The 16,494-nt window shown below is 43.4% G+C and carries 14 protein-coding genes; 7 read left to right on the forward strand and 7 right to left on the reverse strand.

Annotated features, from left to right (window positions below; all coding sequences use genetic code 11):
- The first annotated feature begins 52 nt into the window (after nt 1-52).
- The 5 genes from VB714_RS07620 to VB714_RS07640 all read left to right on the forward strand — a co-directional run bounded on the left by VB714_RS07620 (nt 53) and on the right by VB714_RS07640 (nt 6,075).
- Nucleotides 53-697, forward strand: a complete 645-nt coding sequence (locus tag VB714_RS07620; protein WP_323222731.1) for a hypothetical protein — start codon at nt 53-55, stop codon at nt 695-697.
- Nucleotides 698-865: 168 nt separating this feature from the next.
- Nucleotides 866-3,337 (forward strand): BON domain-containing protein, encoded by a 2,472-nt coding sequence (locus tag VB714_RS07625; protein ID WP_323222733.1) that lies wholly within the window; start codon nt 866-868, stop codon nt 3,335-3,337.
- Nucleotides 3,338-3,359: 22 nt separating this feature from the next.
- Nucleotides 3,360-3,890, forward strand: coding sequence for a Rab family GTPase (locus VB714_RS07630; RefSeq protein ID WP_323222736.1), 531 nt, complete (start codon nt 3,360-3,362; stop codon nt 3,888-3,890).
- 15 nt (nt 3,891-3,905) lie between these two features.
- Entirely contained in the window at nt 3,906-5,444 is a 1,539-nt protein-coding gene (locus tag VB714_RS07635; RefSeq protein WP_323222737.1) for a sensor histidine kinase, read from the forward strand.
- Nucleotides 5,445-5,454: 10 nt separating this feature from the next.
- Nucleotides 5,455-6,075 carry a TIGR04282 family arsenosugar biosynthesis glycosyltransferase gene (locus tag VB714_RS07640; protein ID WP_323222740.1) on the forward strand — a complete coding sequence of 207 codons (621 nt, stop codon included), beginning with the start codon at nt 5,455-5,457 and terminating at the stop codon, nt 6,073-6,075.
- A 21-nt stretch (nt 6,076-6,096) separates the two neighbouring features.
- Here VB714_RS07640 and VB714_RS07645 read toward each other — a convergent pair whose 3' ends face one another.
- The 7 genes from VB714_RS07645 to VB714_RS07675 all read right to left on the reverse strand — a co-directional run bounded on the left by VB714_RS07645 (nt 6,097) and on the right by VB714_RS07675 (nt 14,367).
- Entirely contained in the window at nt 6,097-7,743 is a 1,647-nt protein-coding gene (locus VB714_RS07645) for an adenylate/guanylate cyclase domain-containing protein (protein WP_323222742.1), read from the reverse strand.
- Nucleotides 7,744-7,833: 90 nt separating this feature from the next.
- On the reverse strand, nt 7,834-8,358 hold the full coding sequence (gene purE / locus VB714_RS07650) for a 5-(carboxyamino)imidazole ribonucleotide mutase (RefSeq protein WP_323222744.1): 525 nt from the start codon (nt 8,356-8,358) through the stop codon (nt 7,834-7,836).
- 505 nt (nt 8,359-8,863) lie between these two features.
- Nucleotides 8,864-9,118, reverse strand: coding sequence for a hypothetical protein (locus tag VB714_RS07655; RefSeq protein WP_323222745.1), 255 nt, complete (start codon nt 9,116-9,118; stop codon nt 8,864-8,866).
- Nucleotides 9,119-9,258: 140 nt separating this feature from the next.
- Nucleotides 9,259-9,864, reverse strand: a complete 606-nt coding sequence (locus VB714_RS07660; protein WP_323222748.1) for a hypothetical protein — start codon at nt 9,862-9,864, stop codon at nt 9,259-9,261.
- A 9-nt stretch (nt 9,865-9,873) separates the two neighbouring features.
- Nucleotides 9,874-11,103 carry a type II secretion system F family protein gene (locus VB714_RS07665; protein ID WP_323222749.1) on the reverse strand — a complete coding sequence of 410 codons (1,230 nt, stop codon included), beginning with the start codon at nt 11,101-11,103 and terminating at the stop codon, nt 9,874-9,876.
- A gap of 83 nt (nt 11,104-11,186) precedes the next feature.
- Nucleotides 11,187-12,281 carry a type IV pilus twitching motility protein PilT gene (locus VB714_RS07670; protein ID WP_323222751.1) on the reverse strand — a complete coding sequence of 365 codons (1,095 nt, stop codon included), beginning with the start codon at nt 12,279-12,281 and terminating at the stop codon, nt 11,187-11,189.
- 91 nt (nt 12,282-12,372) lie between these two features.
- Entirely contained in the window at nt 12,373-14,367 is a 1,995-nt protein-coding gene (locus VB714_RS07675) for a GspE/PulE family protein (RefSeq protein ID WP_323222753.1), read from the reverse strand.
- Between the two features lie 529 nt (nt 14,368-14,896).
- Here VB714_RS07675 and grpE point away from each other — a divergent pair.
- Nucleotides 14,897-15,811 (forward strand): nucleotide exchange factor GrpE, encoded by a 915-nt coding sequence (gene grpE / locus VB714_RS07680; protein ID WP_323222755.1) that lies wholly within the window; start codon nt 14,897-14,899, stop codon nt 15,809-15,811.
- A gap of 69 nt (nt 15,812-15,880) precedes the next feature.
- Nucleotides 15,881-16,494, forward strand: a 614-nt coding sequence (locus tag VB714_RS07685) for an Hsp70 family protein (protein WP_323222757.1), incomplete at its 3' end; no start/stop codon positions are given.

Consider the following 16,494-nt stretch of genomic DNA (forward strand, 5'->3'; position numbering starts at 1 on the left):
AGGGCAGATAATCCCATTACAAGGCGACAAGACTACAGCACGAGGAGTAGATATGGCTGAACTCAACAAAAAAGAAATGCGCGATCGTCTCGGAAACGTCGAGCAAATTCGCGAAATCCTTTTTGGGACGCAATTGCGGGGATACGAGCAGCAATTTGACAGAATGGAGGCTGAATTTGTTGCCTTGCAACGAGAAGTGCGCGATCGCCTAGATCAAATGCAATCTTCTCTATCCTCGGAAATGAAAACAATGGCGGATTCTCTGGAGAAAAAACTGAAATATCTCAGTTTGACCACCCACGAGGAAACCACCAAGTTATGGCAAAAAATCGATCAGACCAACCAAAAACAATCCGGTACCCTCGAGGCACTCAATAAAAATTTTAATAGTAAAACCTCCGCCCTTAAAGACGAACTAACCCAAACCCGCGAGCATTTTCAGTCTGACAGTCAAACCCTAAAGACGAAAATTTTTGCGGAACTCGAAAAATGTTTTTCCAATCTTAAAGAAAGTAAAGTTTCCCGCACGGATCTGGCAGAAGTGCTATTTGAGTTGTGCATCAAAGTCAAGGGGACGGAATTTGTTCCCGATCTCAAAGAAGCAATGGAAAGCCGACTGCAAGCTGAGTTTCTCTTGCCTGACGATGATTCTGAAGAGCAAGACAGCCCCAGCAGATCGAGCTTAATGGAGGAATAAATTCCCTGAATCAACGAGAAACATCGGTAAAATCTGAGTTTCGCGTTTGCTAAATGTGGCTAAAATCAGATCATTAAAGCTGTATTTGCAAAATTAGGGTGCAAACTGAAAATATAGCAATCCGAGTATCAGCTTGACGCTCGGCTTCGGCTCAATTCATTGACAGCTATGTCAGAAAACCTATCGCCTCAAAACCCCAAGGCCGAGGCGGAAGCCAAGACCGAATCTTCCCCGTCAAGCCCTCAAGACCCCGAACAACTTGAGGGCTTGTTCAATCTGATGAGCGATCTGCAAATTGCTCTCGCAAATTCTCCTAACCCTTCCAAGCCGGAGAATTTGACGGATAAGAGAAAACGCAAAGTTCCTCCTCCTCCCCCTCCTCCTTCTCTGATGAAGGCAAGAGGCAAGAGGCAAGAGGTCAAGAAGCAAGAGGCAACAGGCAACAGGCAAGAGGAATACCTCGATCGCGAAGAACTTGAAGAATTTTTACAAACGAGCGAGAATGACGATCCCGTGTTCTTGCCTCCGCTTCCTTCTGCTTTATCGGAATTAGAGGTTTCTGCACAGGAACAATTACCCTTAGCCACTCCCGACGACGATGAGGGGGAAATCGTCGAAATTCAGGCCGAAACGATTGCAGAAAGTCCCCAGGAAAAATTTCCCTCGGCTAAAAAATCCAGTTCTTTATCGGCATGGTTGTACGGGGAGGAAGTAGAGGAAACAGAAGAAACAGTAGAACGCTTGCGGTTGTTGCTCTTAGACTTGCTCCTCGAAGAAAATCTCTCCGCCAATAATACCAACCAAGAAGCCCCTTCTTTTAACAAAGCAACTCAGAGACAAATCGCCAAAATCGACCGGAAACTGCACGATCCCGCAACCCTAGGAAAGTTGATTTTTCCGGTTTTTGGGGAACTTTTGCAGCGAAAAATTGCTCAATCCCCCCAAGAAGTAATTGAAATTTTCGTTCCCCTCATCGATCTGATGATTGGCGAACGAGGTCGAGAAGATAAAGCGGCTATGAGTAAAGCCTTAGCGGGGGTTATTCCTGGGGCCCTCTCCAAACAAATTGGGGATGCTCCCGATGAAGTAATTCAAGCGATCGCGCCAGCGATCGGGCGATCGATTAAGGAACAAGTTCGCCTTGATAAAGATGCTATGGTGGATGCCCTTTATCCCGTTATTGGCAATACTATCTCCAAATACATGGGAGAAATCATCAAAAGTATTAACAAGCAGGTGGAGGATGCTTTTAGCTTACAGGGGATTTATCGGAAATTTCGCGCTCGGATCCGGGGTGTTTCGGAAGCAGAACTGATTCTCACTCAATCGGTCCCTTTTGCAGTGCAAGCGGCTTTTTTAATTCACAAAGATTCTGGATTGGTGATTGCTGAGGCACAAAAAGCCGATGCTCAAGCTCTCGAGGCTGATATGATGGCGGGAATGCTCACGGCAATTCGCAGTTTTGCCAGCGAGTGCGTCCCCCAAGAAGGGAAAACTTCCGAATTAACCGAGGTTGATTACGAAAGTTTCCAAATTGTGATGGAAGTGGCGGGATATTGCTATATTGCCACGGTGACTCAAGGGGAGCCCCCTGCGGGTTTCTATACTAAATTGAGAAATACCCTGAGCGCCATTATTCTCAATTACAGCTATGGGGAATTGATTGAGAAATATAACGGCGATCCCAGCATGATTCCTCGCGCTGTTTACGAGTTGCTGGAGTCTCTCATCAATAATCCCATTGAGGAAGTGAAAACGAAGAAGAAACGCCGACCTTTTGGCGTTTTGGCGATCGCCCTCTTTTTGTTCATTTTTGTGGGCATTCCTTGGGGTTTCTCAATTTATCGCCAGCAGGTCGCTCGTGGGTTGGAACGCCAAGTTATGGCGGCTTTGCTCTCCAATTCGGAGTTAGCCTTTTATCGCATTAATGCTGAAGCTAAGAGGAAAACAGTTATTTTAAGCGGACAAGTCCCGAGCGATCGCTTGCGCCAACAAGCGGAAAATATTGCAGTTTCCCTCGCTCCCAGTTGGCAATTAAGGAATGAAATCGTCACGGTAGGATTACCTACAGATCCAGATCGCCTGCGTCAAGAAATCCAGCGACAGAGTTTGGTTTTCAATCAATTACCGGGAGTAAAAATTACGGCGCGTTACGATGAAACCAAAGGAAACGTTATTGTAGAAGGAGGAATTAGCCAAAACGAGAATAGTGAAAAAATTGTGGAAACTTTTGAGAAAATTCCAGGGGTGAATTCTGTCTTGCTCACCTTGAACGCACGACCTGTTCCCAGTCAAGAGCGAGTTTGTTTCGATCGCGGGGGGATTACAATAGCTCGTCAAGAGATTAATAACAAACTTTTACCCCTCGCTGACTATCTCAAAGAAAATCCCGATCTGAAACTTCGCATTATCGGTCACGTAGATAACAGTGGAGAAGCTCAATTAACCGAAGATCTCGCACCCAGACGAGCGGTTGTGGTCAGACAAGTGTTAAGAAATGCCGGAATTGCCAGCAACAGACTGGAAACAACTAAGGGGGATCTGCAACTTCCTCCAGGGGTCACGCAAAACGATCCGCTTTGGGTCAATCGCTGCGTGAGATTTGAGGAAGTTAAAATGGCATCTACTCAGGCAAATTAAATAAATACAATCTATCAATTAAATGACAGTTATTTCTAAAAAAATGTGTATGCTGGGGGATTTTGGAGTCGGTAAAACGAGTCTGATTCGCCGTTTTGTCGAGCGTCAGTTTAGCGATCGCTATCTTTCGACAGTAGGAGTAAAAATTTCTCGCAAAACTGTTCATCTTAAGGATGTACAAACAGAAAAGGAACAAGAATTAAAATTATTAATTTGGGATATTGAAGGGCATACTAAGTTTAAGAGTATTTCGCCAGCTTATTTACAAGGATCGAGCGGGGTTTTAGTGGTTGCAGATTTAACTCGTCAGGAAACTATCGATCATTTAGGCGATCGCATTCAAGAATATCGCGAAATTAATCCTCACGGCCAAGTTGCGATCGCCCTCAATAAGAGCGATCTATTGGAAGAGGAGGAAGTGCTAGAAATGAAAAATAAGTTAAGTCTTCCCGATGGTATTTTAGGGATTTACAATACTTCCGCTAAAACCGGAAATAATGTCGATACAATTTTCCAAGAATTGGCCTATAAACTTTGGTTAACCAATTGTTGAAGGAGGAAACAGTTCATGAGTCAAATGGTTACATCGGAGATTTTTATTCCTAGTCATTTGAAATATTTTATTCTCGATGGAGAATTTAAGATTTTAGACTATTCTGAAAATCTAGAAAGTTTTTCTGAAATTCCGCAGGAGTTTGGTTTAGGAAAAGATGCTCGTTTATCTTTTCCAGAACTCATTGGACTGGAAAAAATTTTGCTGGAAATTATCCAAGGAAAAAGAAATCAGTTTAAGTTTCAAGGAATTTCTCGGGTTCTGAATCATGAAAAGATTAAGGATGAAAATAAGAGCGATGAAAATCTCGTTTATGTTGACTTGTTTTTTGAAAAGATCGGCAGTAACGCAATTGTTTTAATTGAAGATGTTACCGCAATGATGAATCTCAATCAAACTTTATTTCAGCAAATTAATAAAAATGGACTCGTTATTGCAGAATTAACGGTAACTAAAGACTACACTAATAAAATTATTTCCTCGATGGGAAATGTTCTTTTTGTCACGACGCGATCGGGGAAAATAAAAACAGTTAATCAAGCCGCTAAACAATTATTTCAATATAGTGAGGAGGAATTAATTGGCTTATCTATTGTCGAAATTATTAGTGATAGAGAAGAATTATTAGCAGGCGATCGCCAAAAATTACTCGCTGGAGAAGCGATCGAGGATATTGAAGTTAAATGCAGGACAAAACAAGGTCGCAATTTAATTGTTGGCTTTTCTTGCAGCGTTATCCAAACTGAAAAGAAAATTCCCGCTTTTATTTATATTGGGCGAGATATTACCGAACAAAAACGAGCCGAAGCAGAAATAGAAAAAGCATTAGCAAAAGAAAAGGAACTTAATGATTTAAAGTCCCGTTTTATTTCCATGACTTCCCACGAGTTTCGCAATCCTCTTTCGAGTATTTTAATGTCCGTTGAACTGCTGGAAAATTTTGGCGATCGCTGGCCAGAAGAGAAAAAAAGCAAGCATTTGAAGCGGATCAAACAATCTACAGATACGATGACCAGACTATTAGAAGATATTTTAACAATTGGGCGAGCCGAAGCGGGTAAATTAGAAGTCAAACCGATAAAATTGAATTTAGAAGAATTTTGTCGAGAATTAGTTGAAGAATTTCAACTCACAGCCGGTGAAAAATATCAAATCCAGTTGCAATGTTCTGCCGATCTTGATTCAATTCGTATGGATGAAAAACTCCTCCGCCATATCTTTACCAATTTACTATCAAATGCGATAAAATATTCCCCAGATGGAGGTATTATTGATTTTACAGCGATGAGAATAGCCTCGACTGGGACTAATGGAGAAATAGACAAGGTTAAATTTACAGTGCGCGATCGCGGCATTGGTATTCCTTATCAAGATCGATCGCGTCTCTTTGAACATTTTCATCGTGCTAAAAATGTTAAGGATATTTCAGGAACGGGACTAGGATTATCAATTGTCAAAAAAGCGGTTGATTTATACGAGGGAATTATTAGTTTTACCAGTGAAATCGGTGTGGGAACAACATTTTATGTTATTCTTCCCCTAATTAGTAATTAATCCTTGAAATGTGGAACGTTTAGTAATATTTACACGCTACCCCGAACCAGGGAAAACAAAAACTCGCCTCATTCCTGCATTAGGTGCAGAAGGTGCCGCGCAATTACAGCGCAAAATGACAGAATATACATTAAAACAAGCCCAAAAATTGCTTAAAATGCGTTCTCTTTCTCTAGAAATTCACTTTTCGGGTGGAAATGAAACATTAATGCAGTCTTGGTTGGGATCTGAATGGGTTTATGTTCCCCAAGCAACAGGAGATTTAGGAGAACGCATTCAAAGTGCTTTTAAGCAGGGGTTTTTGGAAGGAATGGAAGGTGTTATGATTATTGGGATTGATTGTCCAGATTTGAATTGCGATCGCCTTTCTGAAGCCTTTGAGACACTCCAGAACAACGATTTGGTTTTGGGGGAAGCAGAGGATGGGGGTTATTATTTGGTCGGTTTAAGTCGATATCTGCCTCAATTATTTCAAGACATTAACTGGGGAACTTCTCAAGTTTTACCGCAAACTCTAAAAATTGCTGAATCTTTAGGATGCGCGATCGCACAACTTCCGATTTTAGGCGATGTTGACTATCCCGAAGATTTGAAAATTTGGGAAAAAGCAATAATGAGTTATGAATTATGAGTTACTTTATCAAAAATCTTGTCAAGATTCATTAATTTCTTCAGAGGGAATAGTCCGATCTACTGAAATTCGTTGCCAATGTAAGCGATAAAGTTGTAAGGGTTTTTCTTTGCCTTTAACACGGACTAGAGGTAGCTTTTCTAAAGGTAAATCCTCGCGATGTTTGAGTTTATTATAAGTGCTTTGAGAAATAACAATTTCATTAGCTTTAGCAACATTACAGATACGACTCGTTACATTCGTTGTATCGCCGATCGCCGCATATTGAATCAGTTTTTTTGAGCCAATATTTCCTGCCGCAACTTTCCCTGTATTTAAACCAATATGAATAGCAATGGGTTGGCGCTTTTTAGCTGCCCATTCTCGGTTGAGACGACGAACAGCATATTGCATATCAATAGCTGCTTGGATGGCGCGATCGCTATCATCTTTTTGGGCATAAGGTGCACCCCAAACAGCTAATAAAGCATCGCCAATATACTTTTCTAACGTGCCTTCATAAGCAAAAACAATCTCCTCAACCATTACATTAAAATAATCATTTAACATTTCAATCACTTGACGGGGTTCCATTGTTGAAGACATTTTGGTAAAATTACTAATATCTGCAAATAGTGCCGTCACTTCCGTATCGATAATTTCAAGATGTCCTTCCTCGCGAAGTTTGCGACTGATAGCTTTAGGAAAAAAGCGCTCCATTTTATCTCGCCAAATTGCTTCTTCCTGCATTTTTTCCGTCAAGCGAGAATTATCGATCGCGATCGCAGCTTGAGTCGCTAAAGCACTCAAAAACTCCAAATCTTCTTCGGTATAAACTTTAGATTTTGATAAATTATCCACATATAATACCCCAAAAATGTAATCTCCAGTTTGCAGAGGAACGCACATCGAAGCCCGAATAGCCTGAATTAAAATCGAATCTGAACCTTGAAAGCGGCGATCTGCCCCCGCATCATCTGTTAAAATTGCATTGCCATGTTTACAAACATAATTAATAATTTTAGTGCTATAAAATTGATAATTAACAGAGATACCCGATCGCGAACATACCGCCTTTTGTTCTAGTTGCTTTGTCTCTTCACTAACCAACAAAATCGCAGCGCGATCGACATTCATTATTTGTAATAAAAGCGCAAGTATTTTATCCAATAACTGATCTAGATTTTCCGGTGAAGAAAGTTGCTTGCTAACCTCTAACAAAATTCTTAATTTATCGACATCTCTTCGATTAACATCTTTTTGTTTGAGGCGTAAAGCGGAGGAAGAAGATTTGGTAATATCTAATATATCTTCAATCGAAACCTGATTGCTTTGTGGAGAAAATTGACGAACAATGGGCAAATCTTCACTGTCTTCTAAGTTATCTTCAGAATTGGCAAAAGCATCAAGGAATTTAAAAACAATCGTACCACAAATAATTAAGTCGCCATGCTTAAGAGTCTGCTGTTTAATCTTTTTTCGATTAACAAATGTGCCATTTAAACTATTCAAATCTTTAGCAATAGAGCGATCGCGACTGATGACAATTTCTGCATGATGACGAGATAAACTATTATGTTTCACTGAGATACTATTACTCTGAGAACGGCCGAGAGTATTTGTTCCCCACTTTAACTTAAAAATTTTTTCGTTGTTACTATTCGGACTACAGACCAGAAAATAAGACATAATGCTTCTTATTGGTTATTCGTTATTTGGCAATCAATTTACTGATGACAGACTTACAGCCAACAAACAACAAGTAATAAACAACATTTTTTAATCTAACTCTAAATATTTTTGATAACCAATTTGTTCTAGTTTTTGTTGTTTATCTAAGACAGTCTGAGCCAGATTTTGGCGATATTGTTGAACTTTTTCAAGAAGTTTGGAGTCATGGGATGCTAAAATTTGTATTGCTAGTAAACCTGCATTTTGGGCATTGCCGATCGCCACAGTAGCAACAGGAATTCCCCTCGGCATTTGCACGATGGAATAAAGAGAGTCGAGACCCTGGAGATGTCGTGTTGCGACGGGTACTCCAATGACGGGTAAGGGGGTCAAAGAGGCGACCATTCCCGGCAGGTGTGCAGCCCCCCCCGCCCCAGCGATAATCACCTTTAGACCGCGCTGACAGGCTTCCTGGGCATAGTTAACCATGCGATCGGGGGTACGATGGGCAGAAACGATCGCCACTTCGTAAGGTACGGAAAATTCCTCGCAGACGGCGATCGCGGCCTGCATGGTGGGTAAATCGGAATCACTACCCATAATAATGCCGACTGAGGGGGTTATATTGTTCATCAAAGCAGTCTCCCTGTGTTAGTAGAAATTTCGCATCTTAATGATGCTCAAATTGACAATCTTCTTTAAATGTACCAAGTTGAGTTGTGGACTCGGGGACGAAAACGCGAAGATGTACAAGAAATGTTAGAATACTCGAATTAATCCCCAGTAAAGTTTAATCGATAGTCCCGTCAACACCCAGATCGTCCGCTCGGAGTTGGTTAAATTCGGCGATCGCCTCTTCTGTTACATCACCTCCTAGCGCTGTCACCAGTTCTGGCCAATTTTTCTACAGCAAATTCTTCTATAATAGACCGACCGTTAGGTGCGATTGTTTCTAGCAGAAAAGGTGAGCATCTGTTAATAATCCCTTGAACCTCTGTCGCATTGCACTACCGGAGTTTCTCGGACTGGTTTCATTGTCTGCACGAGGTGCCTCCCTCTGTATCTAATCAACATTCCGCACTTCATTCTGAAGTCCGGAAAAATACCTCTATGAATTTTGCTTAAGGGCGATCGCGTTTTAAAGTATTGACGACTTCCTGAAATGTGGCGATCGCATCGATGGTAATAGCTTCCGATTCAGAATTTCAAAGATTTCTTCACGACTGACAATCTCAGTATTTTCCCCTGCCTTAATTGCATTGTCCATACCAACATCTTCCAAAACTTCCGATACAAGTTCGATAAATATATCTTTTTGTTCTTCGACTAACTCAAAAATAGCTGCTTTGAGCAATTCTTTTAGTCTAGTTTCATCTAGTGTGATTTCAGCCATTGTTTTATTGGTTATTGATGCCTTATATTATAAAGTCAAAACAATCTCGTTTCTGTTAAAAATTGTTCATTGCTCATTGAAAAACGATCGCGCTTACCCGAAAACTCCTTAAACGCGATCGCCTTTTTCAATCCCCAAATTTACTCCCATTCCTCAATTTCTAAACCATCTTCAAGGGTTAAAGATTCAATCGGTTCATCATCGTCAAAAGGCATCGTTGGTATCGACTGAACCACATAGGGAAGATGAGCGCCAGCTAACCCCTTGAGAATGCGACTGGGACTATCAGAAGAAAGCACAAAAAGCGGGTATAACTTATCCGTCCCTTCGCAAAGAATATCCTCATAAAAATGAGGCATTAACCATTCATAATCCTTATCCAAATACATTTGAGTCTGTCGCCAGCGCATCAAAAGATCGGAAAAGTCCTCATGGGGACGATGAATAAAGACTACAATTTCCGGCCCCATTTTCACCTTCCACTCTGGATCGCACATCAAAACTGCCAGATCGCAAGGCAATTGAGTCGCTGTATTGGGTGTAAAGCGTTTGTCCGCACTTTCCCCCGTTTTTGGCGTGCGAATGCGTGCCACCGGAAGCGGTAAAACCAGAACGCTTTCGAGAGGACGGCGCAAACTGGGAATCATTTCTAAATAGGGTCGATATTGCCGCAACAAGGCGATCGCGCCATCGCGATCGCTATATTGCGTCAGGAGAGTTTCGTAAGCAAACTGTTTGACAGACATAATCTTTCCCTAACCTAATTCATCAAACACGGCAAACATGGGCAGATACATCGACAGCAAGATCACGCCGACAATTCCCGCAACCCCCACCATCATTAGCGGTTCGATGACACTGGTTAAAGCCTTAACTGCTTGTTCGACTTCATCCTCATAAAAGTCTGCCACCTTCATCATCATCGTATCTAATTCCCCAGTTTCTTCGCCAATACTCATCATTTGAATGGCGAGAGGAGGAAATACCCCTTCCCTTTCCAAAGCAATGCTGATCATTCCCCCTTGTTGAATCTCCATTTTCGATCGTTCGATCGCATCCTCAATCACCTTATTACCGGCAACATCTCGCACGATATCCATACAGTTGAGAATGGGAACCCCCGATCGCGTCAAAGTCCCGAAAATCCGACAAAATCGCGCTACAGCATTTTTTTGATTCAAATCGCCGATTAAAGGGGCTTTTAAAAAGAATCCGTCAATTTGTAAGTGTCCGGCGGGGGTCTTATAGTAGAGCTTGTAGGCTGTGCTTAACCCCACAATCGTACCAATGAAGCTCGGCCAAAACCACCAATCGTTAGCATCCGGAATGAATAAATTACTCAAAATCAACATGATTTGCGTGAGTAACGGTAGGGTTGTTCCCAAGTCTTGAAAAATCCCCGCAAAAATGGGAATCAAAAAGATGGTCATGGCGAAAAAGACGATCACCGCCAAAGATCCCACCGCCACAGGATAAGCCATTGCTGACTTAACTTGATTGTTGAGGCGCTGCATATTCTCCAACAATACCGCCAATCGATCTAAAACCTGATCGAGAACCCCCCCAACTTCTCCCGCTTCTACCATCGAAACGTAAAGTTTGTCAAAACACTCGGGATACTTTCGCATAGACTCGGAAAGACTCACCCCTTGTTGTACATCTGCACTAATTCCCGTTAGTGCCTTTTTTAACTTGGGGTTGGGACATTGATCCGTCAGAATTCCCAAACATCTCACCATTGCCACCCCCGCATTGACCATAACGGAAAATTGGCGAGAAAAAACCGATTTATCCTTGACCCCAACGCTGGTCATTTTTTCCGTTAGGCTGGCTAAATCTAAATTTAAACCTGCCGCTTTGACTTCGCCAACACTACTATACTGATTCTGAAGAATCATGCGAGCCTGTTCTTGGGAAGTCGCTGCAACTTTTTCTTTGATTAGATTGCCTTTAGAATCTTTAACTTCAGCAACAAATGTAGGCATGATTTGTGAATAGGTAATGGGTAATAGGTAATTGGGAATGGATTCGCCAAACAACCAACAACCAAAAATCACTTAATAAATATCTAACGTTTTTTAGCTGTTCCTCCTGCTCCAACGAGACGTTGTAATTCATCGGGTTTACCACTTTTGCTAATTCCTTCTTCGTAAGAGATGACATTTCTTTTGACTAGATCTGCCAATGCCTGCTCCATTGTTTGCATTCCTAGTTTCATTCCAGTTTGAATGGCAGAATAAATCATTGCGGTTTTACCATCTCGAATTAAGTTGGCGATCGCCGGCGTAACCACCATAATTTCCTGAGCCATTGCTCGTCCAAATTCTCCCGGTTTGGGATTGGCTTTCTGCACCAAACATTGACTAAAAACCGCTAAAAGGGACTGGGACATTTGCGCCCGAATTTGCGGTTGTTGCTCTGGGGGAAAGACATCTAAAAGGCGATCGATCGTTCCCGCAGCAGAGTTAGTGTGCAGAGTACCAAAAACAAGGTGTCCTGTTTCTGCGGCAGAGACAGCAAGAGCAATAGTTTCTAAATCTCGCATTTCCCCCACCAGAATGATATCTGGGTCTTGTCGGAGCGCCCCTTTTAAGGCGTTACTAAAACTCTTGGTATCCTCTCCTTTTTGTCGTTGGTGGAATAGACTTTTCACATTCGGAAAAACATATTCAATCGGGTCTTCTACCGTGAGAACGTGTTCGGCTCGGGTGCGATTGATCAAGTCCAACATCGCCGCCATTGTTGTCGTTTTTCCCGATCCAGTTTGCCCAGTTACTAACACCATTCCCCGAGGGCGTTCGGTAAATTCTCGGACAATATCGGGAAGCCCTAACATATCGAAATTAGGAATTTTAGAAGATAAGGCACGCATACAAGCCGCCCAACATCCCCGTTCTTTGTAAACATTAAGACGGAAGCGAGCTAAACCTTTTACCCCATAAGAAGAATCCAATTCCCAGTTTTGTTCTACGTCTTTACGCTGCTTGTTGTTCAGCATACTGAAGATCAGCTTTTGTGCCTCCTGGGGGGTGAGAGGTTCTTCGCCGATGGGTTGCAGTTTACCGCTAATGCGATAATAAATTGGCGCTCCCGCTTGAATGTGAATGTCGGAGCCGCCCATTTCTACCAACTGTTCCAATAAGTCTTCGATCATTAAGTCCATTTGTATTTCTCCTGAATAAATTTGTGATAGGCGATCGCTCGCCATTGATATTGAGTCTAGAATGCCCGTTTTTCAAGGAAAAAGAGACAGATTATAAATCCGCAAAACGAGGGGTCATGCAGTACGGACAGTCTATCCACTCGGGTTGCAATTCCGCCCCACAAGTGGTACAAGTTAAGCCGCTCTTGCGTTTGGCTTTAAGTTCGGCTTCAAGTCCTGCATCGGTGAAGGTCACGCGATCGACCTCCTCTAAGGTCGTACTCCCTTCTTTCACCAAATTTAAACTATAAGCAAGCAGAGTAATCATGCCTTCTTCGACTGCTTTTTCCTTAATCAGTTCGGTGGATGCGCCCCCGTTAATCAGGGCTTGCAGTTCCTCACTATTCCGCATGACCTCATAGACCCCAACCCGCCCTTTATAGCCAACACCACTGCATTTGCCACAAGTATCGGCGTTGCGTTGGTCGGGAGCAACAAAATTAGCTTTGTAGAAGGTGAGTTCGCCATCTTGAGAAGCAGACATCCCATAGCGTGCCAGTTCTTCTCGGGTTGGTTCGTAAGGGATGCGGCATTCGCTGCAAACTCGCCGCATTAAGCGTTGTGCCAAGACCCCCAGTAGTGCGCCGGAGATCATGAAAGGTTCAACCCCCATTTCATCCAGACGGGCGATCGCGCCAGCAGCATCGTTGGTGTGTAGGGTAGTGAGGACTAAGTGACCCGTAAGTGCGGCTTCAATTGCCGTTTTTGCGGTCTCCTTATCTCGCGTTTCCCCCACCAGAATGACATCGGGATCTTGCCGGAGAAAAGACCGCAAAATGGAAGCGAAGTCCATGCCTTTTTCCCGAATAACCTGAACTTGAGTAATCCCGTCCAAGGAATATTCAATGGGATCTTCGGCGGTACTAATATTTACACCAGGGTCATTGCGTTCCGCCAGCACGGAATACAAACTGGTAGATTTTCCCGATCCCGTCGGTCCGGTAACGAGGATCAAACCAAAGGGACGACTGGCCATTTCTCGCACTAATTCCAAGGATTCTTGGTGAGAGATCAGTTTATCTAATCCCAGTTGAGTCGCCGAGTTATCCAAAATTCGCAAAACAACTTTTTCCCCATAGCGACTGGGTAGGGTACTCACCCGGAAGTCAACTTTGCGCCCTTTATACATTCGACGGATTTTGCCATCTTGGGGCATTCGTTTTTCCGCAATGTCCAACTCAGACATAATTTTAAAACGAGCGGCAACGGCGGGGGCTACCTTTTTCGGGACTGAGGGAAAAGGTTTGACTAAAACTCCATCTTTGCGGAAACGTACTCTTAGTTCTTCTTCTTGGGGTTCGATGTGAATGTCGGAAACGTCTTCATTGAGCGCCCGCATTAAGATTTTATTGACTAAATTCACAATGGGCGCACCTTGAGCATCTTCGGCGGCTCCCAAGTCGTCTTCATTTTCGTCGGGAGCATCTTCGAGGGCTCCCAAATCTTGAACTAAGCCGCTCATATCAACGGCTTTGGCATCTTCTTTTTGCTTTTCCCGTTTAACTTGTTCGTCTAAATATTTGTCGAGAAGTTGCTGATAATCTTGGGGGGTAATCACCATGCGCTGAAGTTGAATACCTTGGGGACGGAGAATGCGTCCCAAATCATCTTGCGCTTCGAGGTTATCGGGGTTCACCATGGCCACCAAAACCGAGGGGGGATTCCCATTACTTCTCGAAAGGGGAGCGAGATAATGACGGCGACAAACATCAATGGGAATTAATGTGTCGATCAACTCTGCCATTTGATTGTCCGAGGTGGGGTCAATTTCTGGATCGAGAGAATCTACCCCGTAGAGGATTTTAAGCTCAAAAAGTTGTTGTTTTTTGTACTGCCTTTGTAGCTCGGGGGTAAGCTGGCGACCCGTAATAGTCTCGATCGCTTCAGTCAGGGGACGACCGGATTTGCGCGTTTCGGCAAGGGCTTGCTTCATCTGTTCGTTATCTGCAAAACCCGCTTGAATGATTTTGTTGCCGAACGGAGAAAAATCATTGCGAATGGTTAGAGCGCGGGAACGCCGAGAGGATCTGGGTGTAGATTGGGTCATAGTCGTTGGGTGACGTATTTCCTGAAAAAATGGTAGGGGTGCGGGCTGAGGAATGGGATTCGGTTAGCCTTTTGTTCCCTCTTCTTTAGCTTTCTTAAACTATTCCCTTGACTCGATGGGAAATCGTTAATGCTGTATCCAAGACCAAATCAATCGAAGATGATTTTGACTCGTACTCATTCTATTAAACCCGAAGGAGCGATCGCTCCTTCGGAAGCATTTGGGATTCTTTCAACTATCCATGATGATAACTTTAGAATATTGACACTGGAGACAGATTTACTGCGAACCAGAGAAAAATTACCGATTTTTGTGCTAAGTTTTGTAAACTGGGTTCGAGTTGAAAAATAGCGATCGCCCATAAACCCATTCTCTCGTACAAAGGAGAACAACATTATCCGCACCGAGAAGAAATCTTGATGGCAGACAGATCGAGATAGAGAAAGGACGGTATGATGATTCAAGGGCGTAAAGCGTTCTTTTCCGAATTCAATTTAAGGCAAAATTTAAAGGCAAAATTTAAGGTACGATGATCGACGATCAAAAGCAGTCAGAAGAAACTTTCTCTCCAGATCAATCTGGGGATAAGGTCAAGGACAATAGCATCTTGGAAAATCCACAAGGAGAAGATTCTCCCGAGGTTACTGTGGCACAAGACCAGACTGCTGACCCGCAGGAAATCGGCTCTATGAATCAAGGCGATCGCGGCGAGAATCTTGAGGAATCTACCCTAGAAGCTCTCGAACTTAAAGACCTCGAATTCAATGAAACGGAACAGGGTCAAAGTGGGACATCTTTAAAATCTCAACCCGAGACTTCGGGAGGGGAGAAAGAAGGAGAATCCTACTCGGCGGGGGTTCAAGGGGCGCAAGTGCAGATAATGGAAGCCTTGCAATTTGAAATCGAGTCTCTCAAGCGACAACTCGCCAAACAAACCGAACAGGCAGAATCCTTGAAGGCTCAATCCGTGAGAATTGCCGCCGATTTTGATAACTTCCGCAAACGGACGCAAAAAGAAAAAGAAGAGCGAGAGGTTTTTGCCAAACGCAATACCATTAACGAACTCTTACCCGTCGTGGATAACTTCGAGCGAGCGCGATCGCAAATTCGTCCAGCCAATGATGGCGAAATGGGCATTCACAAAAGTTATCAAGGCGTATATAAAAATTTAGTGGATTGCCTCAAGCGCTTGGGAGTTTCTGCCATGCGTCCGGAAGGGCAAGAATTCGATCCCAATTATCACGAAGCCATGTTGAGAGAACAAACTGCTGAATATCCCGAAGGGGTAGTGATCGAGCAATTAGTTCGCGGCTACATGATAGGCGATCGCGTCCTGCGTCATGCCATGGTAAAAGTTGCCGCCGCCCCAGAAGACGAAACAAATTTCTCAACTGAGGGTAATATAGACTCTAACTCGGAAAGCGAAACTCCATCGGAAGAATAATTGAGAGAACCTCGATGCTTCCATTTAAACTAATATTAGTCTCTTGCACACTTATAAAACCCGATCGCTATGGGAAAAGTCATCGGTATCGACCTAGGCACTACAAATAGTTGCGTTGCTGTTCTCGAAGGGGGAAAACCCATCGTTATTCAGAACAGCGAAGGAGGCCGTACCACCCCCAGTATGGTCGGTTTTGGCAAATCAGGGGAGCGTTTGGTCGGTCAGTTGGCCAAGCGCCAAGCAGTCACCAATGCTGAAAACACCGTCTATAGTATCAAACGCTTTATCGGTCGTCGTTGGGACGATACCGAAGAGGAGCGTTCTCGCGTGCCTTACAAATGCGTCAAAGGCCGAGATGATACCGTGGATGTCCAAATTCGCGGCAAAAATTACACCCCCCAAGAAATCTCGGCCATGATTTTGCAAAAGCTAAAATCCGATGCCGAACAGTTTTTGGGAGAACCTGTCACCCAAGCCGTGATCACAGTTCCTGCTTACTTTACCGATGCCCAACGACAGGCAACGAAAGATTCAGGCACCATCGCCGGGTTAGAAGTCTTGCGGATTATCAACGAGCCTACCGCAGCCGCTCTCGCTTATGGGTTGGAAAAACAAGACCAAGACCAGCACATTCTTGTATTTGACTTGGGAGGAGGAACCTTTGATGTTTCCGTCCTCCAACT

Origin of the sequence: Spirulina sp. 06S082, assembly GCF_034932145.1 — a bacterium.
Lineage (GTDB): Bacteria > Cyanobacteriota > Cyanobacteriia > Cyanobacteriales > Spirulinaceae > CCY15215.

Coding starts and splice junctions, on each gene's coding strand:
- grpE (WP_323222755.1), top strand. CDS start 14,897: ATGATCGACGATCAAAAGCAGTCAGAAGAAACTTTCTCTCCAGATCAA.
- VB714_RS07620 (WP_323222731.1), top strand. CDS start 53: ATGGCTGAACTCAACAAAAAAGAAATGCGCGATCGTCTCGGAAACGTC.
- VB714_RS07635 (WP_323222737.1), top strand. CDS start 3,906: ATGAGTCAAATGGTTACATCGGAGATTTTTATTCCTAGTCATTTGAAA.
- VB714_RS07670 (WP_323222751.1), bottom strand. CDS start 12,281: ATGGACTTAATGATCGAAGACTTATTGGAACAGTTGGTAGAAATGGGC.
- VB714_RS07625 (WP_323222733.1), top strand. CDS start 866: ATGTCAGAAAACCTATCGCCTCAAAACCCCAAGGCCGAGGCGGAAGCC.
- VB714_RS07675 (WP_323222753.1), bottom strand. CDS start 14,367: ATGACCCAATCTACACCCAGATCCTCTCGGCGTTCCCGCGCTCTAACC.
- VB714_RS07630 (WP_323222736.1), top strand. CDS start 3,360: ATGACAGTTATTTCTAAAAAAATGTGTATGCTGGGGGATTTTGGAGTC.
- VB714_RS07660 (WP_323222748.1), bottom strand. CDS start 9,864: ATGTCTGTCAAACAGTTTGCTTACGAAACTCTCCTGACGCAATATAGC.
- VB714_RS07655 (WP_323222745.1), bottom strand. CDS start 9,118: ATGGCTGAAATCACACTAGATGAAACTAGACTAAAAGAATTGCTCAAA.
- VB714_RS07665 (WP_323222749.1), bottom strand. CDS start 11,103: ATGCCTACATTTGTTGCTGAAGTTAAAGATTCTAAAGGCAATCTAATC.
- VB714_RS07645 (WP_323222742.1), bottom strand. CDS start 7,743: ATGTCTTATTTTCTGGTCTGTAGTCCGAATAGTAACAACGAAAAAATT.
- purE (WP_323222744.1), bottom strand. CDS start 8,358: ATGAACAATATAACCCCCTCAGTCGGCATTATTATGGGTAGTGATTCC.